This window comes from Gelria sp. Kuro-4 (assembly GCF_019668485.1).
GTDB lineage: Bacteria > Bacillota > DTU030 > DUMP01 > DUMP01 > DUMP01.
The window spans coordinates 2,037,683-2,061,202 of the sequence record NZ_AP024619.1 but is presented as its reverse complement, the minus strand read 5'-3'; the positions used below and the strand labels follow the sequence as shown (position 1 = coordinate 2,061,202).

General features: G+C 52.6%; 18 protein-coding genes and 2 pseudogenes. 16 read left to right on the top strand and 4 right to left on the bottom strand.

Going from position 1 to position 23,520, the window contains the following annotated elements:
* Positions 1-16 precede the first annotated feature (16 nt).
* Entirely contained in the window at positions 17-2,530 is a 2,514-nt protein-coding gene (locus tag K5554_RS10300; RefSeq protein WP_221038392.1) for a transglycosylase domain-containing protein, read from the bottom strand.
* Positions 2,531-3,120: 590 nt separating this feature from the next.
* Here K5554_RS10300 and K5554_RS10295 point away from each other — a divergent pair.
* The 13 genes and pseudogenes from K5554_RS10295 to K5554_RS10235 all read left to right on the top strand — a co-directional run bounded on the left by K5554_RS10295 (position 3,121) and on the right by K5554_RS10235 (position 19,023).
* Positions 3,121-3,771 carry a GntR family transcriptional regulator gene (locus K5554_RS10295; RefSeq protein WP_221038391.1) on the top strand — a complete coding sequence of 217 codons (651 nt, stop codon included), beginning with the start codon at positions 3,121-3,123 and terminating at the stop codon, positions 3,769-3,771.
* Between the two features lie 91 nt (positions 3,772-3,862).
* Positions 3,863-5,845 (top strand): aldehyde ferredoxin oxidoreductase family protein, encoded by a 1,983-nt coding sequence (locus tag K5554_RS10290; protein ID WP_221038390.1) that lies wholly within the window; start codon positions 3,863-3,865, stop codon positions 5,843-5,845.
* Positions 5,846-5,873: 28 nt separating this feature from the next.
* Positions 5,874-6,176, top strand: coding sequence for a hypothetical protein (locus K5554_RS10285; protein WP_221038389.1), 303 nt, complete (start codon positions 5,874-5,876; stop codon positions 6,174-6,176).
* A 61-nt stretch (positions 6,177-6,237) separates the two neighbouring features.
* Positions 6,238-7,137, top strand: coding sequence for an NAD(P)-dependent oxidoreductase (locus tag K5554_RS10280; protein WP_221038388.1), 900 nt, complete (start codon positions 6,238-6,240; stop codon positions 7,135-7,137).
* 48 nt (positions 7,138-7,185) lie between these two features.
* Positions 7,186-9,099, top strand: a complete 1,914-nt coding sequence (locus tag K5554_RS10275; protein WP_221038387.1) for a TRAP transporter permease — start codon at positions 7,186-7,188, stop codon at positions 9,097-9,099.
* A gap of 57 nt (positions 9,100-9,156) precedes the next feature.
* Positions 9,157-10,182, top strand: a complete 1,026-nt coding sequence (locus K5554_RS10270) for a TAXI family TRAP transporter solute-binding subunit (RefSeq protein ID WP_221038386.1) — start codon at positions 9,157-9,159, stop codon at positions 10,180-10,182.
* Positions 10,183-10,306: 124 nt separating this feature from the next.
* Positions 10,307-11,644 (top strand): M20/M25/M40 family metallo-hydrolase, encoded by a 1,338-nt coding sequence (locus K5554_RS10265; RefSeq protein ID WP_221038385.1) that lies wholly within the window; start codon positions 10,307-10,309, stop codon positions 11,642-11,644.
* A gap of 50 nt (positions 11,645-11,694) precedes the next feature.
* Complete coding sequence (locus K5554_RS10260) at positions 11,695-12,435, top strand: DUF362 domain-containing protein (RefSeq protein ID WP_221038384.1); 741 nt, start codon at positions 11,695-11,697, stop codon at positions 12,433-12,435.
* 3 nt (positions 12,436-12,438) lie between these two features.
* Positions 12,439-13,074 carry a hypothetical protein gene (locus K5554_RS10255; RefSeq protein WP_221038383.1) on the top strand — a complete coding sequence of 212 codons (636 nt, stop codon included), beginning with the start codon at positions 12,439-12,441 and terminating at the stop codon, positions 13,072-13,074.
* 70 nt (positions 13,075-13,144) lie between these two features.
* A complete protein-coding gene (locus tag K5554_RS10250; RefSeq protein WP_221038382.1) occupies positions 13,145-15,139 on the top strand; it encodes an FAD-dependent oxidoreductase in 1,995 nt (664 codons plus the stop codon).
* An 857-nt stretch (positions 15,140-15,996) separates the two neighbouring features.
* On the top strand, positions 15,997-16,680 hold the full coding sequence (locus K5554_RS10245) for an RraA family protein (protein WP_221038381.1): 684 nt from the start codon (positions 15,997-15,999) through the stop codon (positions 16,678-16,680).
* Positions 16,673-17,752: an Ldh family oxidoreductase gene (locus K5554_RS10240; protein WP_221038380.1), complete on the top strand. Its 1,080-nt coding sequence runs from the start codon at positions 16,673-16,675 to the stop codon at positions 17,750-17,752. Before K5554_RS10245 ends, K5554_RS10240 begins: the two co-directional genes overlap by 8 nt.
* A 162-nt stretch (positions 17,753-17,914) precedes the next feature.
* Positions 17,915-19,023, top strand: a pseudogene (locus K5554_RS10235) (transposase).
* 97 nt (positions 19,024-19,120) lie between these two features.
* On the opposite strand, the gene K5554_RS10230 reads toward K5554_RS10235, so the two are convergent.
* A complete protein-coding gene (locus K5554_RS10230; protein WP_221038379.1) occupies positions 19,121-19,312 on the bottom strand; it encodes a nitrilase-related carbon-nitrogen hydrolase in 192 nt (63 codons plus the stop codon).
* An 84-nt stretch (positions 19,313-19,396) separates the two neighbouring features.
* Positions 19,397-19,630, bottom strand: a pseudogene (locus tag K5554_RS10225) (magnesium chelatase); the annotation flags it as partial.
* Positions 19,631-19,840: 210 nt separating this feature from the next.
* Between K5554_RS10225 and K5554_RS10220 the strand changes: the two are divergent.
* Entirely contained in the window at positions 19,841-19,984 is a 144-nt protein-coding gene (locus K5554_RS10220) for a transposase (RefSeq protein WP_221038377.1), read from the top strand.
* A 321-nt stretch (positions 19,985-20,305) separates the two neighbouring features.
* Complete coding sequence (locus K5554_RS14740) at positions 20,306-20,494, top strand: transposase (protein WP_370636981.1); 189 nt, start codon at positions 20,306-20,308, stop codon at positions 20,492-20,494.
* A gap of 239 nt (positions 20,495-20,733) precedes the next feature.
* Here K5554_RS14740 and K5554_RS10210 read toward each other — a convergent pair whose 3' ends face one another.
* The gene (locus K5554_RS10210) at positions 20,734-21,498 is read right to left on the bottom strand and encodes an IclR family transcriptional regulator (RefSeq protein ID WP_221038375.1); all 765 of its coding nucleotides are present in this window, start codon (positions 21,496-21,498) and stop codon (positions 20,734-20,736) included.
* Between the two features lie 1,813 nt (positions 21,499-23,311).
* Here K5554_RS10210 and K5554_RS14735 point away from each other — a divergent pair.
* Entirely contained in the window at positions 23,312-23,506 is a 195-nt protein-coding gene (locus tag K5554_RS14735) for a 4Fe-4S binding protein (protein ID WP_221038374.1), read from the top strand.
* Positions 23,507-23,520: the final 14 nt, after the last annotated feature.

Genomic DNA, 23,520 nt, shown 5'->3' with positions numbered 1-23,520 from the left:
GAGAAAAAAGCCCACGCTAACGTGGGCTTTCTTGCAAGAGCTGCTTGGTTACAGCAGCCGAGTTTGGCGCCGGTACGGGCTGGGCCGGTGGCTTACGAACGTTACCGGGGTCCTGCCGGCCTAGTTGATCCGGGCTTGGCGGCGGAGAGAGGTTTTCGTCCGGATTTGCAGGTGGCTGGCCAGGCTCCGAAGGGCTTTGCGGCGGCTGGTCGCCCGGACCGTGCAGGTGGCACGGGGTTTTCGGTTCTGTTCCGGGGGCAAAAGCTTTTAGTTGCGGGTTCGGACAGTAGGGTGTGGCCAGCTCGCCGGTCTCGGGACAAACGGGTACTTCCACCGGAGCCGTCGTATGCATGGTACAGGTGGTCGTCGGCACCTCTAACGCGGCATCGGCCGGTTTCCGGCCGTCACTGCGTTGGGCATAGGGTTCCTTGCGCTTGATAAACACCTTGGTCACCGGGTGCGGGCAGAACTCACTGGCCAGCTGGCCGGTTTCCGAGCACACGGTGGCGGTAACGTGGACGTCGCAGGCCGTTGTAGGTTCGGTGCCCTGGATGAAAAGCTCGGTTACCAGATCTTCCGGCGGACAAATGTTGCTTGGCAGCAGCCCGGATTTACTGCAGACGGTAACGCTCACCAGCCCGCCGGGGCGAGTGAAGTCATGTGCCGGCGTGCCGGCGAGGGCGCTCTGCATAAAACTTCCCCAGATCCGGGCGGGAAGCCCGCTGCCGATGCCGTAACGACTAAGGTAGGTGCGCTGCCCCTGGGGTTTGGCATCCGAACCTATCCAGACAGCTGCGGACAAATCCGGCGTGTAGCCCACAAACCAAACGTCGTTGTTTTCAGAGGTGGTACCGGTCTTGCCGGCGGCCGGCCGGCCGATGGCTGCCGAGCTGCCGGTGCCGTGCGTGATTACTCCCTTGAGCATGTCTGTCATCAGGTAGCTGACCTGCGGTGACAGGACCTGCGAGCGGCTGACCTGAGCCTGCCAGAGAATATTGCCGTTCACGTCTTTTACCAGGGTGACCGGGTGGGGTTCAACCCGCAGGCCGCCATTCGCCAGTACCGCGTAAGCGCTGGCCATCTCCAGGGGGGAGGCACCGTTGGTCATCCCGCCCAGGGCGAGGGCCAGCTGGCGGTCGTTTCGGGGGCCGCTTTTCACCAGCGTAGTGATGCCCATCTTCTCCGCGGTGGCCACCACCTGATCTACTCCTACCTGCTGCATGAGCTTTACGGCCATGACATTGATGGAATTTGCAATCCCGACCCGCAGCGTGGTGAGCCCGCGGTACTTGTGGTTGTAGTTATCCGGCCAGATTTTGCCCTTGTACATCATGGGAGCGTCATCCAGCACGGAACCCGGTGACCAGCCTTGGGCCAGGGCGGTGGTGTAGACAAAGGGCTTGAAGGAAGAACCCGGCTGACGCAGGGCCTGTACCGCCCGGTTAAACTTGGTGCTGGCATAGTCGCGCCCACCCACTAGCGCACGTACTTCGCCTGAGCCAGGATCTACCGCCACGAGAGCCCCCTGGGGCTGAAGGATCCCGTTGGCGTCCTTTTCGCCGGCTGGAAGCCGGGCCGCCAGGGCCTTTTCGGCCGCCTTTTGCATCTCTGGATCGATGGTGGTGTAAATTTGCAGCCCGCCGCGGTAGATGGCGTCGTATACCGCCTTCTCTGAACCAAGCTGCGGCGATAGAGTGTCGACCAGGTAACTGATCACATAATCGATGAAGTAGGGCGCCGGCTGCTGGTTGCTCTTCGGTTGCGCAATTTTAAGCGGGGCCGAGCGCGCTGCTTCGGCTTCCGCGGCCGTGATAAAACCCGCCCGGACCATGTTGTCGAGAACAACCGCCTGCCGTTCCTTGGCCGCCGGCAGATTGTCGAAAGGCGAGTAGCGGGTCGGGTTCTTGGTAAGACCGGCCAGGAGGGCCCCTTCGGCCAGTGTCAGCTCTGAAACATCCTTGCCGAAGTAGGTGCGGCTCGCCGCCTGCACGCCATAGGCGCCGTTACCGAAATAGATTTCATTGAGGTACATAGCGAGAATCTGATCTTTGGTGAAACGCCGTTCTACCTGAAGCGCCAGCAGAGCTTCCTGGACCTTGCGCGTTAAGGTACGCTCCGGGGTCAAGAAGGCATTTTTTACCAGCTGCTGGGTGATGGTGCTGCCGCCCTCAAAGGACTGGTGTGTCAGGATCCGCCAGGCCGCGCGGGCGATGGCCTTGGGATCGACGCCATAGTGCTGGCGGAAGCGGACGTCCTCGGTGGCGATAAAGGCTTCCTGCAGGTGGCGGGGAACCTTTTTCAGGTCGACCGGCAGGCGGTTTTCCTCGGCATGCAGGCGGGTAAAGAGTTTGCCGCTACGGTCGTAAACCGTAGAAGTCATGCTGGGTTTCTCCAAAACAGAAGGGTCAAAGCGGGGCATGCCGCGCACACAGCCGACGAGAAAAGCGGCCAGCACCCCGGCCAGGACCAGCAGAATCAAGCTGGTAAGTAGAAAGGGAACTCTGAGCGTCCCTCTGGCTCCTTTAGCCATGAATATCCTCCTTAAGGCAGACACTTTCACTGAAAAAAGGGGCGCGGTACACCGATTGCACTATATTGTTCGACAGCCGGTGGCGATCTCCTGCCCAGCTTAGGCATTGGTTCCGGCGACCAGCCCCCGTGGGCCCCCCCGGGCCATTTTCTTAGACATGGCTCAGCCGTGGAATGGGTAGAGTAAAATCATCGTAGTTGGTGGCCTCTCGGGAGTATCGGGAGAAAGAGGGAGACCCCATGCACCCCTAAGGGTGCGCAGAAGATTCACACAGGTGTTCTTTGCGTAGAAATAGCTTCTACGCGTTTTCCCATGTCTTCTCGTATTTTCGAGGGAACAGATGGTTGGCTTAGTCCGGAATACACAGACAGCATTGGAGGGTCACGCTCATAAAAAGATGTCTAACATCTCTTATGAAGATATTTTATGAAAATATAAAGGAAAAACCTCTGGATGCAGAAGGATTTACAAAGAGCGTGGCGAATACAGTATCAAAACCAAAATGGTATGCCAAAATGTCCGCCATGTGGGATGCTAGTATGTATGCCTGAGCTTTTGGCCTCAACCCTATATTACGGAGAGGATCAGCGATGGAAATGCAAGGGAAATATTTGGTAGATGAAGTGACCCGCAAGTTGCGTGACCAGATCATAAAGGGCGAGTTAAGACCCGGGCAAAGGATCGTCGAACGGGAAATTGCCGAAAAGATTGGTGTTAGCCGGACTCCTGTTCGTGAGGCAGTTCGCCGGCTTGAAAGCGAGGGTCTGCTTACCATTAATCCTAATAAAGGAGCGGTGGTAACTAGTTTAAATTTGGATGACATGAAGGAAGTATACTTGATGAGGTCTGTCCTTGAGGGACTGGCTGCCAGAGCTGCTGCGGACTATGTTACGGACGAGGATTTAGCGGAATTGCATGAAATACAGGACGCAATTCGGGAAGCAGTCCAGGCCCACAGATACAGCCTGCTCAACGAAATTAACACGAGCTTTCACTTCCGTCTTTACGATATTTCACCATGGACCCGGTTGAACCAAGTTATCAAGAGCCTTTGGGCAGATGTAAAGAGGATGAGGGCTACGACGCTTTCTTGGCCTGGGCGGGCAGAATATGTTGTTGAGGAACATGAGCACATATTAAAGCTGTTGAAGGATAAAAATGGACAGGCGGTGGAGGAAGCTATTCGTACTCATGTTATGAATGCCTTAAAAACCTTGGAGGACGCTGGAGTTCAAATTTAACGGTCTCTAAGGAGGGATAATCCACAGCAAAGGAGGTGTTTGCAGTCCTCCATTGCTGGTACCGCCTCGCGGCATGGGTGTCTAATTTAGTATGCTGTTTATTGGTGCGGTGAGGCATTCAATTGTATATCTAAAAAAGTCGAAAATGAATTGGTCCGCTGTAAATTGTGGAGGTCTGTCCAAAAACTATATTACGGGGAGGATGAGAGAAGCAATGTATGGGAATTTTGGGACGGTTTTGTTTGTGAACCTAAATTCAAGAAGGATTGAGTCCGAAAACTTTGCGCCTAATATCTATCGTGATTACTTGGGTGGTTATGGTCTGGCTGTAAAAATGCTTTACGAGCGAATGCCGGCCGGAGTTGATCCATTGGGGCCGGATAACATTCTTGGTTTTACCACAGGTACCCTAGTGGGTACGCCTGCACCTTCTGGCTTGCGGTTTACGGTAAGTGCCAAATCGCCACTTACCGGTACGTGGGGGGATTCGAACTGCGGTGGCTACTTTGGACCAGCCCTAAGATCAGCAGGACTCGACGGAATATTTATAAGAGGAAGTTCAGAGCAGCCCGTTTATTTGTTCATCGATGATGGAAGGGCAGAGTTACGGGATGCTGGGCATTTATGGGGCAAGGATACAACTGAAACAGAAGACCTCCTTAAGCAAGAACTGGGGCATGATGTCCAGGTTGCCTGCATTGGCCCCGCTGGGGAACAGCTTTCTATGATTGCAGCTATCATTCATGATAAAGGACGCGCGGCCGGTCGGTCAGGTTTAGGCGCGGTCATGGGCTCTAAAAAACTGAAAGCGGTTGTAGTACGTGGCTCCCAGGAAGTTCCCATGGCTGACAAGGGAAGGGCCAAAGAACTGCGTAGAAAGTGGGTAAAGGCGCTCTTGGCTAAGCCCAGCGCACAGAAGTTTCGGAAATATGGGACCATTGACCATGTTGCAAGTTCCACGTTCAGCAATGACGCCCCTGTTCGCAACTGGGTCGGTGTCGGTGTGCGCGATTTTCCTCAGGCCGAACTTATAAGTGATGATAGAATCCTAGCCTACGAAGTGAAAAAATATGCGTGCTGGCAGTGCCCCCTGGCCTGCAGCGGCTATTATACGGTAAGAGAGGGACCTTATGCTGTCCAAAACGCACACAAGCCCGAGTATGAAACCTGTGGGATGTTTGGTCCTAATCTTCTAAACGACGATATTGAGTCTATTATCAAGATCAATGACATTTGCAACCGGGCTGGGGTTGATACGATTTCCGCAGGCGCCACGATAGGCTTTGCCATTGAATGCTTTGAAAAAGGCTTGATCAGGGCCGAGGACCTGGACGGAATAGAGCCGACCTGGGGCAATCATGCTGCTATTATGCAGCTCACAGAAAGGCTTTGCTTCCGGCAGGGAAAAGCCGGAGAACTTCTCGCAGATGGGACTCGAGCCGCTGCCAACAAGATAGGTCATGGTTCGGAAAAATGGGCGGTTCACGTCGGAGGGCAGGAACTGCCTGCCCATGATCCGCGCTACGGTCCAGGTTGGGGCACATATTATGTTGTCGACGCTACGCCTGGAAGGCATACTCAGGGCGGCCAGAACAGCTATGAGAACGGCAAAGGAATCGAAGGCTTAGCTCTGCCAAAGCTTCAGAAATACAGACCAGAGAATAGAGGAGAAGTTGCGGTACGAACTCACAATATCTTTCACGCCTTGCACTCGCTGGGGTTGTGTAGGCAGGTGCTGCTGCGGATGAATATCAATGCTTGGCTGGAGTTTTTGGAAGCCGTGACAGGGGAGGCTTACACTCTTGAGTTACTCGAAAAGATCGGGGCCCGAATTGGTGCCATGCGGCAGGCTTTCAACCTACGGGAAGGGATACCTGTGACCAAAATCACCATTCCAGCTCGGGCGTATACCGACCCCCTTGATGGCGGTCCTCTGCAGGGTGTGGTGCTGGATATCGAGACTCAGATAAAGGAGTACTACGAATATCAGGGCTGGGAACCGGAGACGGGCAGACCTACCCGTTCCCGGCTCAAGGAACTGGGTTTAGAAGCCCTTATCCGCGATCTGTATTAACGGATACTCTGGTGAGAAGGGGCACGGGATGGGAACTAATCTAAAAAGCTATATCTACCTCAGGGTGCCACCTGATGTAGCTGCAAGGGTAGGGGCAAGCAAGATGGCTGTTCCAATCGGTCGGCACAAGAACTTTCACGACGTATTGGCGGAACTTGCTGTGCAGAGCGACCCTTTTTTCCGGGAATTCATTGCGGGAAGGGGCAGCACCGAAGAGGGACCATTCATGCTGGTTTTGAACGGGAAATCAGTATCTTATGAAGAGCTTGTCCAGGCACCTGCTTACCCGGGAGACGAAGTAATTTTCGTTGCTCCCATTCTCGGAGGATAAAGCCTTGTAGAAGAATACCACTAACCGTGAGCGATAAACAAAGGGGGCTACTTTCTTAACCATGGACATGCTCAAAGAAAAGATTGGTTTTGTGGGTCTAGGGCTCATGGGCAACGCTATGGCACGCAATCTGGTACAAGCTGGTTTTGAAATGACGGTCTATGACATCAATCCCGAGGCTGTCCAGCGCTTAGTCGACGCGGGAGCGGTAGCGGCACGCAATCTTGTAGAGCTTGGCCGGAACTGTACGATATTTATAACTTCCTTACCCGGCTCGCCACAGGTTGAAGAGGTTATTTTAGGCGAAAATGGACTTGCGAAAGCGGCTGCAACAGGATCGCTGTTTATCGACATGAGCAGTTCGCTTCCTTCAAGCACACGGGCGATCGCAGGTGAACTAGATAAGGCTGGCATGATGATGGTCGATGCACCAGTCAGCGGTGGGCCGGCCAAGGCTGCTACCGGCCAATTGAGTATCATGGTCGGTGGCGAAGACAAGGCCGTCGAAAGGGCTTACCCGATCCTCGAAGTGCTAGGGAAAGAGATTATTCACGTGGGCGCGATCAGCGCGGGCCATACGATGAAAGCGGTAAACAACCTCGTCTTCGGTGTTACGCTAGCAGGTGTCGCCGAAGCCTTCGTGCTGGGAGTTAAGGCCGGCCTCTCGGTTGAGAAGATGGTGGAGGTGATCAGTTGCAGTTCAGGCCGGTGTTATACCGTAGATACCAAAATCCCCAATATTGTTATGCCCAGACACTTCCGGCCTGGCTTTACTACGAACCTTCTTCACAAAGACCTGGAAAACGCGATAACCTTGGGCAAACAATTTGGACTGCCTATGCCGGTCAGCAACGTCGTCCAGCAGATGTATGCCTTCTCCCAGGCGAAGGGCTATGGTGACCTGGACAACACGGCTTTGATCAAGATTTATGAGGAGATGGTGGGGGTCGAGGTTAAGTAGACCGATAAATACCCGGCCGACCAGCGACATGGAAGGGGTTGACGGAAAGTGGTGAATCCCGAACCCGTTACTCAAGCGGTTAGCGAAGAGCCGGATAAAAGGGTACTCGCAAGCTTTTGGAGACCACTGTTGCGCTTCATCGCCATCGCTATGTCAGTGTACCACTTAAGTACAGCCGTGTTTGGCATACCGGAAGCCCTTATCTACAAACCTATCCACCTCACCTTTGCTCTGGTTTTGGGGTTCATAATCTACCCGGCGACCAAGAAGGCGGCCAAGAAAGTACCGTTCTATGACATTGTTTTCGCGTTAGTCGCGGTCGCCTCGTTGTTTTACATTTTGTCTAATTACGAAAGGATTTCCTGGCGGTTGCTTTACACAGATCCCCTGCTGCCGGCAGAGTACTTCTTCGGGGCTGTGATGCTCGTCCTTGTGCTTGAGCTGACCAGGCGGACAATGGGCTGGCCCCTGGTAATCGTGGCTCTCGCGTTTACACTGCACACCATCTTTGGGCAGTATTTTCCAGGAATCCTCCGGCACACAGGCGTACCCTTCAGGATGTTTGTCGAGCATATGTACCTCACGACAGAAGGCTTATGGGGGATGCCGGTAGGAGTATCCGCTACTTACGTGTTCCTCTTCATCCTTTTCGGCTGTTTTCTTGAGGTCACGGGGGTTGGTAATTTCTTCATCAAGTTGGCGACTACGCTGACTAGCCGTTCCCGCGGCGGCCCGGCCAAGGCAGCTGTCCTGGCTAGCGGCTTGTTTGGCAGTATTTCCGGAAGCGCCGTGGCCAATGTTTACGGCACGGGAATATTTACAATCCCGCTTATGAAGAAAATCGGGTTCCCACCGAACTTCGCGGGAGCGGTAGAAGCGGTAGCCAGTTCAGGTGGCGCTATCATGCCTCCGGTAATGGGTTCAGCTGCGTTCCTTATGGCCGATTTCCTTGGGATTCCGTACATTCAAATTGCCAAGGCCTCGCTCGTTCCGGCGCTCCTGTACTACATTTGCCTCTGGTTCATAATCGATAAGAAAGCTACGGTTCTCGGTATTGGCTGCGGGGACGTCAACGGAAGCAACGCTTCCCAAATTCTACGGGATGCTTATCTCCTACTGCCTCTGGTAACTATCATGGTGCTTTTGATCAAGGGATTCACTCCGTTTTATGCAGCGTTCTGGACCATCTGTTCAACTATCTTGATTGGCCTGTTTAAGAAGGAGACCCGGCTGACTGTAAAAGGATTATTCGACGCCTTGGCCGACGGAGGCCAAAAAGCGGTCTCCATCGCTTCTGCGATGGCCTGTGCCTCCATTGTGGTCGGAGCGATCAATTTAACAGGTTTAGGGCTTAAGATTACGTCCGTGGTTTTGCAAGTCGCCGGCGGTAACGTGTTGGTTGTTCTCTTTCTAATAATGGTGATCACCCTGGTTCTTGGCATGGGGCTCCCGACCCCTGCCGCGTACCTGATTGCCGCCATCTTTGGGCCGTCTGCCTTAACCTCGCTTGGCGTTGCACCTCTGGCTGCACACCTTTTCATCTTCTACTACGCTGCTTTATCAACCATTACGCCGCCGGTTGCGATGGCGGCTTATGCCGGTGCCGACATAGCAAAAGCAGACGCGAACCGCACGGGCTTCACCGCCATGCGGCTAGGGCTCGCAGCGTACATCATTCCCTGGTTCTTCGTCTTTTCCCCCGCTCTAATGCTACAAGGCTCTACTTTGACCATAGTTGAAGCGATAATCAGTGGTTTGTTGGGGATTTACGCCCTGGCTTCCGGCGTCGAGGGTATCATGGTTGCCTGCTTGGGATGGGTTGAGCGTACAGCCTTAATAGCTGCCGCATTGGCTCTGATTAAACCTGGTTTGCTCACTGATCTCTTTGGTTTAGCTGTCTTTGCAGTTATCTACTTCATTCAGCAAGCTAGAAAGGCTAAAGGGGTGGTGGCGGAGAGTTAACTAGTGCGACAGAGTTTCTTGGCTAGTAAGGAAACGCATTAAGTGGAGGGAAACGGAATGCGAGTTGGAAGAGTTCTTTTGGTTATCGCCCTTTGCTTGCTGCTGCTTGCTGGCTGTACTAAGGCCCCAGCTACTGGTGCTGTGGAGGACCAGAAAAAGACGGAACCTTCTGGAGCGTCGAGCGGCTCAACAGCGCTAAAGATGGCCGTAGGCGGCGCCGGGGGTGGCTGGTATATCGCGGGCGCAGCTATGGGGGCCCAGTGGGAAAAGAGCCTGAAAGGCGTTACTACCACCTTGGTGCCCGGAGGGGGAGTGGCCAATCCTACACGTGTCAATAACCACCAGGAAGACATCGGCTTTACCTACACGACCAACGCTGTCGGCGCGACGAAGGGTCTGCCCCCATACACCCAAAAAGCCGAGAATCTCCGTGGAATGATCAACCTTAACATTAAGCAGTTTTTCCACTTTATGGTGCTGGCCGACAAGAATATTACTTCCTTTGAACAACTGGCCCAGAACAAAATCGGTCTTAAGATCTCCCCTGGTCCGCGTGGCTCTGGTTCGGAAGCAACTACGGCGCTAGTACTCAAAGAGTATGGCTTAAACTACGAAAATTTAAAGAAGTGGGGCGGATTCGTCGAGTTTAGTAGCCCGGGCGATGCAGTTGACAAGATCCGCGATGGGCACCTCGACACTTATGCTTGCCTGACTACGGCGGGTGATCCATCGACCACGGACCTTGCTGTTTCGCGCAAGATGGTCTTCCTGGAACTGAATGAAAAGGTACGGGATGCGATGGTGAGCCAGTATGGCTACAGTAAGGGGGCCATTCCGGCTGGGAAATACGAAGGGCAAGACGAGGAGATTCCTACAGTCTACGACGGCGTGTTGCTTGTGGTTAACAAAGACGTGCCTGAGGATCTTGTGTATAATCTTGTAAAAACCTTGTGCGAAAACGCAGAAGAACTGAAAAAGGTGCACGCCATCTTTAAAGACTTCGATCCCAAGGTGGCGCCGCAGATGCCATTGCAACTTCACCCAGGCGCTGAGAAGTACTACAAGGAGAAAGGGTTACTCTAAAGAGCGGCGTAAGGCAGGGGCGCATGGCACGGGCATGAGGGGCCAACTCCATGCGCCCTCTGTTGAGAAGGGCTTCGCCAACCCCGGCATGCACGGCCTGCGAAATCGCGGGAGGCCTCAGCAAATGTCTTATTCGATCACTGATTACATTGCTCGCCATAAAGAGCAAATGCTTGCAGAACTGAAGCAGCTGTGTTCGTACCCGACCATAGCTGACGGCCAGGAAGAGGCTTTCACTGAATGCGAGAGTTTTCTCGTACAATACCTGAACAATTTGGGCTTTCAAGTGCGGCTCCTTCCCACGCAGGGGAGAAAAGTTCTGTATGCGGAACTTCACGGCCGGCAAGACCGCTCCCTCCTCTTTTATAACCACTATGATGTTGTTGACCCAGGTTGCGATTCTGAGTGGGATGTTCCGCCTTTTAGTCCCGCTATCGTCGCTGGTAAACTGTACGGGCGCGGCACGTCCGACCACAAGGGAAGCCTCCTCGCGCGCCTTCATGCGGTACGGGCGCTTCTCGCGGTGGAAGGGACTCTTCCGGTTACCGTGAAGTTTCTCATTGAGGGGGAAGAAGAGTTAGGCAGCCCACACCTTAGAGAAGTGGCGCTAGAGAATCGCTCCATGCTGCAAGCCGAAGGCTGCCTTTACCCAGGCTGGCGGCGGGACGAAAAGGACCGTCCGCGCATCAATGCGGGCTCGCGGGGGAGTTTCGTGGTGCGGCTGTCTTGTGCTACGGCCAATAGGAACCTCCACGAGGCCTACGCTCCAGTTGTTCCTAACGCTTTGACGCGAGTTATCCAGGCGCTTGGCACGCTTTTCAACGAGGAGCAACAGGTTACAGTCCAAGGATTCTGCGACGGTGTTCACCGAGACAATCTTACAGAGCGGGCAATTAAGGAAATTCCTTTTGACGACGCGTATTACCGGCGTGAGCTAAAGGTAGCACGTTTACTGGGCGGGGTGAACGGAGAAAGGGCTGTCAGCCGTAACTTGCTAGAGCCAACATTATCCGTTTTCTCTGTGAGGGCTTCCGCGGAAAAGAAGGATGTTCTGCCGACCCGGGCTGAGGCATGGTTGCGCTTTCAACTCGTGCCCGACCAAGAGCCGCTTAAAGTTTACAAGTGCTTCAAAGAGCATTTAGTCAAGCATGGCTTCGGCGACTTGGCCGTATCCATAGAGGGCCCAATTACTAATCCCAGCCGTACGCCTCTTGACAGCAAACTGATCGCCGATGTGTTGTCTGCAGGCGAGAAAGTTTACGGCACGCGGCCTGTACTCGTCCCCGTTTCCTCCGGTTCAGGGCCGAAGGACGTTTTTATTCAGGAGTTGGGGATTCCCACGGTTGCAGATGTGGGTGTCGGCTATAGTAAATCTAATGATCATGGTCCCAATGAACATATAAGGATCCAGGATTACTGGCTCAATGTTGCTCACATCGCGGAGATTATCTGGCGTTTCTAGTCTTGCAGCAGCTTGTGCTTAAGAACCAAACAGTCTGAGGAGGGGACAAAATGCATATCGACGTGGACAAATGCATCGGGTGCGGGTTGTGTATACCTTATTGTCCGGTTGGGGCAATTAGTCTAGAAAACAACAAGGCCCATATCGATTACGACAAGTGCCTGGAGTGCGGTACGTGCGGGCGGACGCGTGTGGTGCGCTGTCCCAAAGGCGCCATCATCGAGGAAGAGAGTGTCTACCAGTGGCCGCGTTCAATCAGGAAATACTTCAGTGACCCTATGGCGTATCACCCCGAGACCAGGGTACCGGGTCGGGGGACAGAAGAGGTCAAGACAAACGACGTGACTGGACGAGTAAGAAAGGGGATGGTTGGTATCGCTGTTGAGATGGGCAGACCATGTCTAGGAACGACGTTCACTGATGTGGAGAAGGTAACCAAGGCGCTAGTAGAGGCTGGCGTAACAAAGTTTGAGAAGGACAATCCTTTGACTTATCTTATGGTTGAACCGGAGAAGGGAACTTTCAGCGATGAAGCCAAGCAGGCCCGCGTTGTGTCTTGTATAATCGAGTTCACCATTCCAGCCAACAGCCTAGGGAAGACCTTGACCACACTGAAAAAGGTAGCTCGGGAAATTGAAACCGTTTTTTCCCTAGATCTCATCTCCCGCTGTGAAGAGGAAGAAGACGGTATTGAGGTTCCTGTCACGCGGCAGCTGGAAGCCATGGGTTTTACTGTGAGGCCAAATGCGAAAATCAACCTTGGCTTAGGTCGTCCGCTGAAGGAGGTCTAAATTGTGACGCATTCGCTACATAGACTTGGGAGCCCCGAATCGCTCAAAAACGACTTTGTGCTCCTCGTGACGCCCGCTGTCGGCATCAATAACGTGGGCAGCCAAGAGAAACTGCGGGAAATATTAGACTACATCTTTGAACTGGGGCCGACTAATATCGGATCATATGAAACTGGAACTATCTTTTCTGGAGCAACCCTTGAGGAGATCAAAGCGAAATTAAGCGAAACCCCGCGGGTACGAGTTTGCTTCTCCAGTTCAGAAAAGGTCAAGAAGCTGGTTCAGTTCATCAAAGAGAAAGATTATGGGTTATCTGTGACCATTAGCGGACTAATAACAGAGATCAACGATATAGCTCGATCGCTGGACATTAAGCCTCACTCAATCAATCTTTCTCTTGGCATTTACGGCAAAACGGCTGATCTTCCTGGGCCGGAGGTTTTAGAGTTCGTCACGATGTGTGGTCACGGGATGATCTCCCGAGAACTGGTTGAGAGGCTGATCGCCGACGTAAAAGCTGGTCGACGCACTCCAGAAAACGCAGCTAAAGAAATGGCCCGGCCTTGCGTCTGCGGCATCTTTAACACTGACAGGGCGATCCAGCTGCTCCAAAAGTACGCTCCGACCTCTATCAAATAAATTAGGGGTTATAGTGCTAGTACCCAAACTTTCTTCCTAGGTTATAGCGAAAGTCGAGGGAGTGAGGAACATGATCAAACAATTTCCCAACCTGTTCTTACCTGGGAGGATAGGTAACGTCGAGGTTAAGAATAGGGTCATCATGGCACCCATGGGCGTGCTTGGCCTCACCAACGCTGATGGCAGTCTAGGAACGCGTGCTTTGGATTATTATTTAGAGCGGGCCAAAAGTGGAGTCGGCCTCATCATTACCAGCGTCCACAAGGTGGAAAACGACGTAGAAACGTTGGTGGACAGCTTTCCCCGAATCTCACGCTCCGCTCTCGGTCCACTGGCCGAACTGGCTGAAGCGGTTCACGCATTTGGTTGCAAGATATTTGTACAGCTCACGGCCGGCCGTGGACGTGTCGGCCATCGGCCTCAACTACTAAGCCACCCTGTATCAGCTTCCGCTATTCCAAACTACTGGACCCCAGAGGAAACATGTAGAGAACTGAGCTGCAGTGAAATTGAGAGGATAATTAAGGCTTTCGGAGAAGCCGCCCGAGTCTTGGCCGAGGCAGGTATTGACGGCATTGAGCTCCACGGGCACGAAGGCTATCTCTTTGACCAGTTTACCACCTCTATCTGGAATCGCCGTACCGATAAGTATGGGGGGGACCTGTCTGGACGCCTGCGCTTTCCTATTGAGGTTCTTGAAGAAATCAAGCGCAGGGTCGGGGCTGGCTTTCCTGTCCAGTATCGGTTCGGCCTCAAACACTACATCAAGGGTTTCAACTTAGGTGCACTGCCTGGGGAAGAATATGTTGAAGCCGGTCGTGATGTAGAAGAAGGTTTGCAGATGGCTGAGATGCTTGCAAAGGCTGGCTTTGACGCCCTTCATGTCGATGCCGGTTGTTATGACAGTTGGTACTGGCCCCACCCGCCCGGATACCAAAAGCATGGCTGCATGGTGGATATGGCTGCCGAAGTCAAGAAGGTGGTAAAGATCCCGGTAATAGCTGTAGGGCGGCTCGACTTGCCCGAACTAGCGGAACAGGTGATTGCTGAAGGTAAGGCTGACTTCGTCGCCCTCGGCCGAGGGCTACTGGCCGATCCCGCTTGGGTAAGAAAAGTACAAAGGGGCGAGCTGGATCGTATACGGCCCTGCATTGGCTGCCACAATGGCTGCATGGGGCGTATGTTCATCAGGAGGCCGCTTTCCTGTGCCGTCAACCCCGCTACCGGGCGCGAAAGGTCTTACGCCCTTTCGCCCGCTGCGTCGTCCAAGAACGTGATGGTCATCGGTGGGGGAGTTGCCGGTATGGAAGCAGCCCGCGTGGCTGCCCTGAGAGGTCACAAGGTCTCTCTCTTTGAGAAGAACGATTACCTTGGCGGTCACCTCGTAGAAGCATCAGTTCCAACCTTCAAACAAGATGAAGCCCGACTTCTAAACTGGTACCCAACTGAGTTAAACGCTCTCAAAGTAGAAATACATTTAAACACCAAGGTATCAATAGGTCTAGTTAGGGAAAAGAGCCCAGACGCAGTTATTATTGCGACTGGATCAACACCGATTACACTAAACTTCCCAGGGGTGGATTCGAAAAAGGTTATAAGTGCCACAGACCTTTTGCTAGGGAAGAAACAGGCAGGGAAGAGAGTAGTGGTCGTGGGCGGTGGTCTTATAGGGTGTGAAACGGCCCTATGGCTAGCGCAACAAGATAAGGCTGTGACTCTTGTGGAAATGTTGAGTGACCTCATGATTGCTGGCCCCATGGTTCCACACATGAATAGGACCATGCTTCTTGACTTGCTAAGGTTCAACAACGTGAATGTCCGAACTAACTCGAGCCTGTTGGCAGTCACAAACGAAGGCGCTGTAATTATCGACAGATCTTTCAACCAGGGTGTTCTTCAGGCGGACACCGTAGTTCTAGCAGCAGGGTTGAGGTCAGACCAGGAGTTATACTTCGCACTGAGGGACGATAACCTCCTAGACGTTTACCTCATCGGCGATGCCCGTAAGCCTCGCAATATCATGAGTGCTATCTGGGACGCGTATGAAGTGGCTCGTGCAATCTAGTGTCTTAGCGGTGGTCCAGCGGGCAGAGGAAGAGAGAAGTTATCTGCTGCTGAAGAGCCTAGCCCAATGTGTGTCTTTTGCACAGAGCGGAAGAAAGAAACGTTGTGCCGCAATTTCCTGAGGTAAGGAGCCCGAGGGTTGTCATGCAATGCTTTGGACGAGGTAGTGATTGGGCGTGAAGTCAGTACGACGACCCAGCGGTAAGGGGTCGGCCCGGTAGCCTTCGCTTTGAGGGGGAAGCTGATATGTCAATAGGCACGACCTAGAAGGTGTAGTGCGTTCCCGTCAAGGCTAGTATACAAATCCATAGATCTGTTCAAGCATCTGGGCTAGAAGCGTTTGGGCTTCGCTTACTGCGAGTGATTCTAGTAGGAGGAGGCTAACTGTGCAGCCCTGGTACTGCTGCCTCAAGGCTTTGTGGTAGTTGCTTTGATCTGAAAGGTTGATCGAGTACGGAAATATGGGACTGAACGACGAGCTGCACGGCGGCCAGTTTAAAAGCATGCGTGACCCCAATGCCCAGGCGCGGACCCTTTAATGAAGCACAAACGGAATTCAACGGTTCCATTCGGGCTGTGCCAAGACTATGATCATCTGTTTTCTGAATACGGCAAAACGCCCCTATGACCAGACTGGCGGCCGAGGACAGGTCTGTGGGGCACCCCCTGCTGGCTCTCTTTGATCTGTAACGCATGAGCAGGTCATGCCGTAACATGTGAATTTTATCCAGCTGACGCTAATCACAGGAGGCCTATAGCCTCCCTTGTTAAGAACTTAAGCAAAGAACTACCAGAACAAATCAAAGACTAGCGTCTGGAGAGGTTGATTTGTGTTTTGTGGGGGAGGAGGGTCTTGTTATGAATAACATCGGATTCCGGGTGTTTATGTCAATCCAACGACTACCGCGAGAAGTTATTGACAGCTTCAAAGAGCTCTCAACTCCTAACTTGGCTGACTGTATGAACAGATTCTATGCGATGAACCCGTCAGTACGTAACTATGGCAAGCCTGGTATAAAGCTTGTGGGAAGCGCGTTGACAGTTAAGGCTGCGCCGGGCGACAATATCATGATACACAAGGCTATAGATATCGCTGAGGAAGGAGATGTGATTGTCATAGCGACAGGCGGTGATATCCGCCACTCGATGTTAGGAGAGATCATGTGTCGTCTCGCTGCCAGGAAAGGGGTGCGAGGCTTCGTTCTTGATGGTGCCATTCGCGATGTATACGCAATTCGTGAAATGGGCTTTCCTGTCTTTGCGGCTGGTAGCACACCCGGAGGACCATACAAAAACGGTCCGGGAGAGATCAATGTCCCTGTATGCTGCGGGGGTGTTGTCGTGAATCCTGGAGATGTAACTGTAGGGGACGATGATGGCATAGTGGTTGTACCAAGGGGTGAGGCCAAGGAAGTATTGAAACAGGCCAAGGCTTTAGCGGCCAAGGAAAGACAAATGATAGAAGATATAGCGCGGGATTGTGTCGACAGGTCCTGGGTTGACAAGCTTCTGAAGGAAAGGGGATGCGCCATAGTTGAATAATAGAGAACCTCTGCGCATTCCGGCCTCAATTCTTAGGAGTTACGCAGAAGCTGTTCTAATTGCCTCCGGGGCTGTACCCGAAGATGCTGAAATAGTAGCAGACAATCTAATTGATGCCAGCTTAAGTGGGATAGATTCCCACGGTATTTCCCGTTTAGGTATCTACTGCAAACGGCTAAAATTAGGTTTAGTGGCACACCGAACAGAGGTAAAAGTAATCAGGGATGCGGGAATTGCGGCACTTTTGAGTGGGGGGAATGGCTCCGGGCCGGTGGTGGGGGTAAGGGCTATGGATCTAGCCATCGCTAAGGCTAAAAAGTTCGGATTAGGAATCGTAGGAGTAAGGGATTCAAATCATTGCGGTGCGCTGGCCTATTATACCTCGCGTGCGGTTACGCAAAACCTGATCGGTTTCGCCACTACCAACGCGCCGTCTACTATGCCCCCTTGGGGGGCACGCGTAGCTTACTTCGGTACCAATCCTTTGTCCTACGCCATACCTACTGGAGACCCGGAACGGCCAATCGTTTTCGACATAGCTACCAGTACAGTAGCACGAGGGAAGATCATTCTGGCTGCGAAAGCGAATAAACCTATCCCAGAGGGTTGGGCCCTTGACAAAGATGGCTATCCTACTACTGATCCTAAAGAAGCATTGGAGGGTTTGGTCCTTCCCCTGGGTGGAGCTAAGGGATCAGGGCTAGCTTTGTTGGTGGAGATTCTGTCTGGAGTTATGACGGGTGCTGCAGTCGGACCGCAGATAGGTTCTTTATACGATGATTTTCAAAAGCCACAAGGGGTAGGGCACTTTTTTGCTGCTATGCAGGTTGGGCTCCTTGTTTCTGAACGAGATTTCTATTGTCGGATTAACGAATTATCCAAACGCCTTGTAGCGTTGCCGCCTGCCCTTGGGCATGAAGAGGTGCTCCTTCCAGGTGAACCAGAAAGGCGTATCAAAAGAGAACGCATGGACAAAGGTATCCCTCTTACAACTGAGATTATGAAAGAGTTAATCGCTGTTGGACAAAGTTGCGGTCAATGCCAGAGCCTACGGTCTTACCAATTAACATAAGGAGCCGTTCAAACCTACCTTTCATTATCATGGTTACACCCCCGCTCTTGGGGGTATAATAGAACAGATTTTAATCCGAATCTGACAGTCTATAGCATTAGGAATGGGAGTGGGCTCCTGGCTGCGTGTACGGCCACTGGATTTGCCGTCCTGCGTACACTCATGGAAGCTGAAGTAACCCAGGTCTGCGGCCCTAAGGGGAAGCATCGCACAAACCGCAAGGCCGTACGTCATGGTACGGAACGCGGCAGGATCGTCCTGGGGGGCCATGAGGTTCACATCACACGGCCGCGGTGTCGAACCGCCGACGGCCTGGAGATACAGATCGAAACCTATACCATGTTCCAAGCAGCAGGACATGCTCACCTTGGCGATGGTGGAACGGATGCTCTATGGGTTATCCACTCGGCACTATAAGCACGGGCTGGAGCCCATGGATAGCCAGCTTGAGAGCACAGGCATTTCCAAGAGCAGCATCAGCCGCCATTTCATCGAGTGCACCCGGCGCGCCCTGGCCGAGCTCTTGGCACGGCGCCTGGACCAGGCAAGGTTTTCCGGTCCTGATGATCGACGGAGTAGTGGTGGCACAGCATACGGTGGTGGTTGCTCTTGGGATTGATACAAGCACATCCTTGGGTTGTGGGAGGGCGCCACGGAAAACAAGGTCGTCTGCCAGACCTTGCTGCCGGACCTCGTGGAAAGGGGTTTACAGAGCAAAGAGGGCACATCGACGGGAGCAAAGCCCTGGCGACAGTCGTGAAGGATGCCTTTGGGGATCGGGCCTTTATCCAGCGCTGTCGTGTTCACAAGAAGCGGAACGTCATGGAGCACCTGCCTGAAAGCGAGCAGTCCTGGGTGGCGCGGAAGATGGAGGAGGTCTGGCACGATCCTAACCCCGACTGTGCTCTGGAAAGTCTCAAAGTCCTGGCCACGTGGCTGGACAAAGATTACCCTGGGGCCGTACGGAGTCTGCGGGAAGGTCTCGAGGAGACCCTGACCGCGGGCCGCCTCCATCTTCCGCAAAAGCTCTATGTCAGCCTGAGCTCCACCAACATCATTGAGTGCGCTAATGACAAGGTCCAGGTGACTTTGCCGCAACCGTGAAGAGGTGGCGGCATAGGGAACAAATCCTTCGCTGGATGGCGGCGGCCTACCTGGAGGCCGAACAGGGCTTTCACCGCATCAAGGGATACCAGGAGCTGGTCATCCTGGAGGAGGCGATGCGGAAGGAACTCTTCCCAGAACGATCCACAGTCGCCCAAGGAGCCTAAAAATCACGAAAAACGGCCGTCCCGAGAATCCACGGAGAGCAGGACAACGCCTCTTTCAAATTCTGTCACCGTTTTTCAGGGGCCTCTAGTTAACTTCTCACGGCAGGTCGCAGGTCAGAATTGCTTCTGATGCCTCGTTCCCTAGCGCCACCAGCGCGCCTTCAGGGTCGACAATTAAGCTGTTTCCTAGGCTTATAAGGCTAATATGGCTGCCTATGGCGTTTGCCAATAGGACGTGGAAGTGGTTTTCCACAGCTCTGGCTATTGGTAGAGCGCGATTCTTGTCCATTTTCCACCGTGCTTCCCGGGGATGGTAGTAATAGGGCGAAAGGATGAATAGTCGAGATTTCGTTATGCGTTACTGGATCGATCATTAAGCTTCAATCGCCCGGTCCAGGGCGCGGTACTGCAGGGCCTCCGCCACGTGTTCCACCGCGATACGTTCGCTGCCCGCCAGGTCGGCAATGGTGCGGGCAACCTTGAGGATCCGGCTGTGGGCGCGGGCTGAAAGCCCGAGCGCGGCATAAGCGTTCCGGAGCAGGTCCTGGCCGCCTTTATCCAGGCGGCAGAAGCGCGTGAGCTGCGCTGGTGTCATCTCCGCATTGGTGCGGGTGGCGTCTCCCTACCCGATAGTGACTACTCTTCCCACGCGCAGCTTCTGGCTGCCGAGATCGAACGAGGCAAGAAATTCCTTTCGGCCGTTGAGGGCTTACTGCTGAGCCTGTGGCGATGGACCGAGCAATTTATAAAGCCAGGGTGTAGCCAGCTTCAGCGATCCCGAAGCTTGCTGGGGTTTTAAGAAGAAGACGAACCGTTCTTGGGTTACAAGGTTCATGCCGCCTGCGACGAGACAGGCATCGTTACCGCCGTGGAAGTCACCCTGGGCAACGAAGCAGAACTTGCACCCGCCAAGGAAATGGTGGATGACTTGGAGAAGAAGGGGCTGAAGGCCCCCGGTTAGCTGCCGACAAGGGTTACGATGACTCCACGTTTCGGGCGGAGTTGGTAAAGAGCAACACCAAACCTTACATTCCTAATCGCACGAAGCAAGACAGGCTTAAGGAACAGGGCTTAGAGTACAACCCAAAATCAAAGGTTCTCCGCTGCAAAGCGGGTAAGAAAGCCATCGGCAGCACTCCCCACAAGAACGGCGGGTTAATCTACTACTTCTCGGAAAAAAACTGCGGTGCCTGTCCATATCGCGACTCCTGCCTGAGTGAAACCTAGACGCGGAAAAAAGCCCTAAGTAAAACCGGAAGTCCTTGCTAACCGCGCGCGAGGCATCAAGAAAGCAATGCGCATCCAGAGAACGATAGAGAGGGTATTCGGTGAAGCCAAGACCTGGCACGGCATGGCGCGAGCCCGTTATCGCGGTCGCTTCCGCGTACCTATCCAGGTCTTTTTACCTTTATCTGCTTACGTCAAGAAGATGGCACGAAGGATAGCTTGTCAACCGGTTCCGGCGGCCTAAATGTAGTAACAAACGATTCTAATCCAGTAATATCAAGGAGAATTGGAAAGGGCTTGAGCAACTAGATACACGCCAACTACCACTATATGGCAAACCTCACGGTAGGGGAACGTCAAGGGGTAACGGGTTTTTCAGAGATCTCGTTAGAGTAACAGGGACGATTTGGATCGGAACAGCCATGATTTAGCACGTAACAAGGGAAAAAGGCCCCTGCGAGCCTGTGGCTTAGAAGGGCCTTGTCAGTTTACCTTAATTCTGTAGGAACCAGAAATGTACTGAGCACTAGACACAACATCGTTCTTTATTGCCTCTAGATTAGCAAAGAGTTCCTGCCGAGGTCCAGAGACACTGATCGCTGCGACGCATTCGCCCATTGGATTCATAATCGGCGCAGCAATGCATGCAAGTCCAGGTATAGATTCTTCAGCGTCGATCGCATAACCTAGCATGCGGACTTTTTCAAGTTCTGCCAGGAGGCGTTCCGGATCAGTGATCGTATTGGGGGTCCTCGAAGAGAGTACACCTGGCTCATAGATCCATTGAAGGTCAGCCGCGTTCATGTGCGCCAAAAGTACCTTGCCCTGCGCAGTGCAGTGAGCTTGGCCAACAAAGCCTAAGCGGGGGAAAATCATGTAAGGCTTGTCAGGGGATTCCGACAAGATAAAAATAATTGTGTTATTTGTAGCATGTACTCCAACTAAGACTGATTGATTCCAACGTTGACGCAGCTTGCGCGCTTCTACTTCCACGATTGGATCCAACTTTTTCTTATAAAAGTCAAGGCCAAGGACAAAGGGCCTCCAGCCCAACTCCAAGGCTTTGGTATTCTTATTACGCGAAACAAAACCATGTTTTTCTAAAGTATTAATGGTGGCGTAAAGGGTGGTACGAGGCATCTCGAAAGCCCTGCTCAAGCTCTGAATTGTCAAAGGCTCTTTTGACTCTCCAATAAGGCACAGGATTTCTAGCGCCCGATCCAAGGAGTGGATTACGTCCTTTGCCATTTTCTTGTTCCCTCTTTGTGCAGGAAAGTAATAAACCCTGAGAATATACAAGGAGACCGTACTTTAATACACATTACACATAATAACACACAGAGCCACAACTGTCCAATCTCCCCGGGGTAATGGGTTAGAGTTAAGACTTAGTAGTTAAGACTTAGTAGTCATCCATGCCGCTAAATAGCGGCACAACGAAGGATGAAAATGGTATTTTCGAAGGAGAGTCCCATGAAAAAGTCCTTACAGTAGCGTATCTCTTATCGTCCTGGGCTTTTTCGATCCTGGTTCCTTATTTACCTTTGCCTCTTGATCTTGGTTCATGGTCAATTCCCTGCCTCTAAGCTCAGCGTCGCTATCCTCCTATAGTTATAGTAAACTTTCAGAAATTCCCTCTTCCTTGGTAGGACTGACTTTCTGGGTCGGTCCTCTTTTAATTTCCCTCCAAGAAAGGAATCTATCGCTGCTCATGTCCCCGCCGTCACCCTGACTCTGATGCTACCTGGGTTGGGATAGGTACCGTGAGGTTATTATTGCAGCTATTCCCTTTATGGGTTAACTGCCGCAGCTAGCCCCTATGAACTGCCGGTGTTGATTTCTTTGGCTCAGGCTTGCTACCAGGATGCAGTACTGAGGGTAGTGCCTTTGGTCGAGTTCAAAGGACTTTACTCCCATCTGGCGCTGGCCAAACTGCTCTGGGGTTCGCCCACGACACGCATGACTTCTGCCACCTGCATTACGCTTGGGGTATGCAACCATGTCGATCTTAATCCTCACGCTCAGGCCCAGCGGAGGTGATTGAATATGGTATCCCACGTTGCCTCGCTGGTCGTCCAATAGGCTGCAACGGCTTTGACAAAGACCGTTCCCGCTTGAAGTAGTGCTGCCCTAGGGCAACCGGCGGCAGATGGGTCAAGCAGCGGGTAAATTGCTCTACGCCTTGTACCTTTTTCCCTCAGTCGTACGGTTTATACTAAACCCCACGACGACCAGCGTCTGTTTACTCCTGCATCCCGTAACTCTCCCGCCTGGAACAAGGTCTATGCGCGGGAACGCTCTTTTAAGCGCGCTAAGGTGGGTTACGAACTCGAACGCTGCCTAGTGAAAAGTAAGCAGGCTTGTTTCTGGCGTAGCTAACTGGTGGGTATGAACCAGCAACTGGATCCTGGGTGAATGACGCTCAGCAATGGTGCTTTAACACCTGGGTGGAGGCCCTTCTGGGCCACCCTTTGGCCGCCTAGTGAATACTGGCAACTAATACCACACCCTTCTCAAGGCCCCTCTCTTGGGGGTTAGGTTTATTATGCCTTTGTTGAGGCTGCTGATCATGCCCTATCGTGACATCGTTCATTTACTGCAAAAGTACCCAGATACTCTTTGGGGCTTATGGGGATTTTCCGAGGGCCTACAGAAACACCAGTCCTGCTTCTCGAATCCTTGCACTCAACGTAATACATCCAAGAGCGGGTTATATAGGTGAAAGAGGCTGTTTGGGATGAAGACATTACTATGGCGTAACGGAGAAAGCGGCTCCAAGGCTAGGAAGCGATGCCTTGTTGTTTCTCCGCCACATATAACATAAAGTGCATTGATAATATAGATAATGAACTTATCGTCGGTATAGACGACAATATGTCACCAAAGGCAGGATTAGTTACACTCATGTAGAATAATAAGAATAGATAAGTAAATACTGAGATGCTTCAGTGTTCCTATCTGCGATGCACATGTGGTTTGCTGGCTTCTCTTCCATGAAGGAGGTGAGGTAAGTTACTGAGGGTCACAGTAGGAGAGGTTGTACCGGAAAGGGGGGTGAACTATGGCTGTTAATTTGAATACCGAAAGGTGCAAAGAATGCCGGTACTGCATCGAAGCGTGCCCGCAAGAGGCTTTAAGTTTGTCTGAGAATCTTAACAAGATGGGCTATCGGGTAGTTAAATTAGATGAGAAAAAGTGCGTAAGTTGTGGTATTTGCTACACCGTCTGTCCAGAGTTGGTATTTGAGATTAAATAGAGGGGGAGGAACCT

Coding starts and splice junctions, on each gene's coding strand:
- K5554_RS14735 (WP_221038374.1), top strand. CDS start 23,312: ATGGCTGTTAATTTGAATACCGAAAGGTGCAAAGAATGCCGGTACTGC.
- K5554_RS10260 (WP_221038384.1), top strand. CDS start 11,695: ATGCATATCGACGTGGACAAATGCATCGGGTGCGGGTTGTGTATACCT.
- K5554_RS10300 (WP_221038392.1), bottom strand. CDS start 2,530: ATGGCTAAAGGAGCCAGAGGGACGCTCAGAGTTCCCTTTCTACTTACC.
- K5554_RS10280 (WP_221038388.1), top strand. CDS start 6,238: ATGGACATGCTCAAAGAAAAGATTGGTTTTGTGGGTCTAGGGCTCATG.
- K5554_RS10245 (WP_221038381.1), top strand. CDS start 15,997: ATGAATAACATCGGATTCCGGGTGTTTATGTCAATCCAACGACTACCG.
- K5554_RS10290 (WP_221038390.1), top strand. CDS start 3,863: ATGCTGTTTATTGGTGCGGTGAGGCATTCAATTGTATATCTAAAAAAG.
- K5554_RS10230 (WP_221038379.1), bottom strand. CDS start 19,312: ATGGACAAGAATCGCGCTCTACCAATAGCCAGAGCTGTGGAAAACCAC.
- K5554_RS10210 (WP_221038375.1), bottom strand. CDS start 21,498: ATGGCAAAGGACGTAATCCACTCCTTGGATCGGGCGCTAGAAATCCTG.
- K5554_RS10295 (WP_221038391.1), top strand. CDS start 3,121: ATGGAAATGCAAGGGAAATATTTGGTAGATGAAGTGACCCGCAAGTTG.
- K5554_RS10285 (WP_221038389.1), top strand. CDS start 5,874: ATGGGAACTAATCTAAAAAGCTATATCTACCTCAGGGTGCCACCTGAT.
- K5554_RS10250 (WP_221038382.1), top strand. CDS start 13,145: ATGATCAAACAATTTCCCAACCTGTTCTTACCTGGGAGGATAGGTAAC.
- K5554_RS10265 (WP_221038385.1), top strand. CDS start 10,307: ATGTCTTATTCGATCACTGATTACATTGCTCGCCATAAAGAGCAAATG.
- K5554_RS10270 (WP_221038386.1), top strand. CDS start 9,157: ATGCGAGTTGGAAGAGTTCTTTTGGTTATCGCCCTTTGCTTGCTGCTG.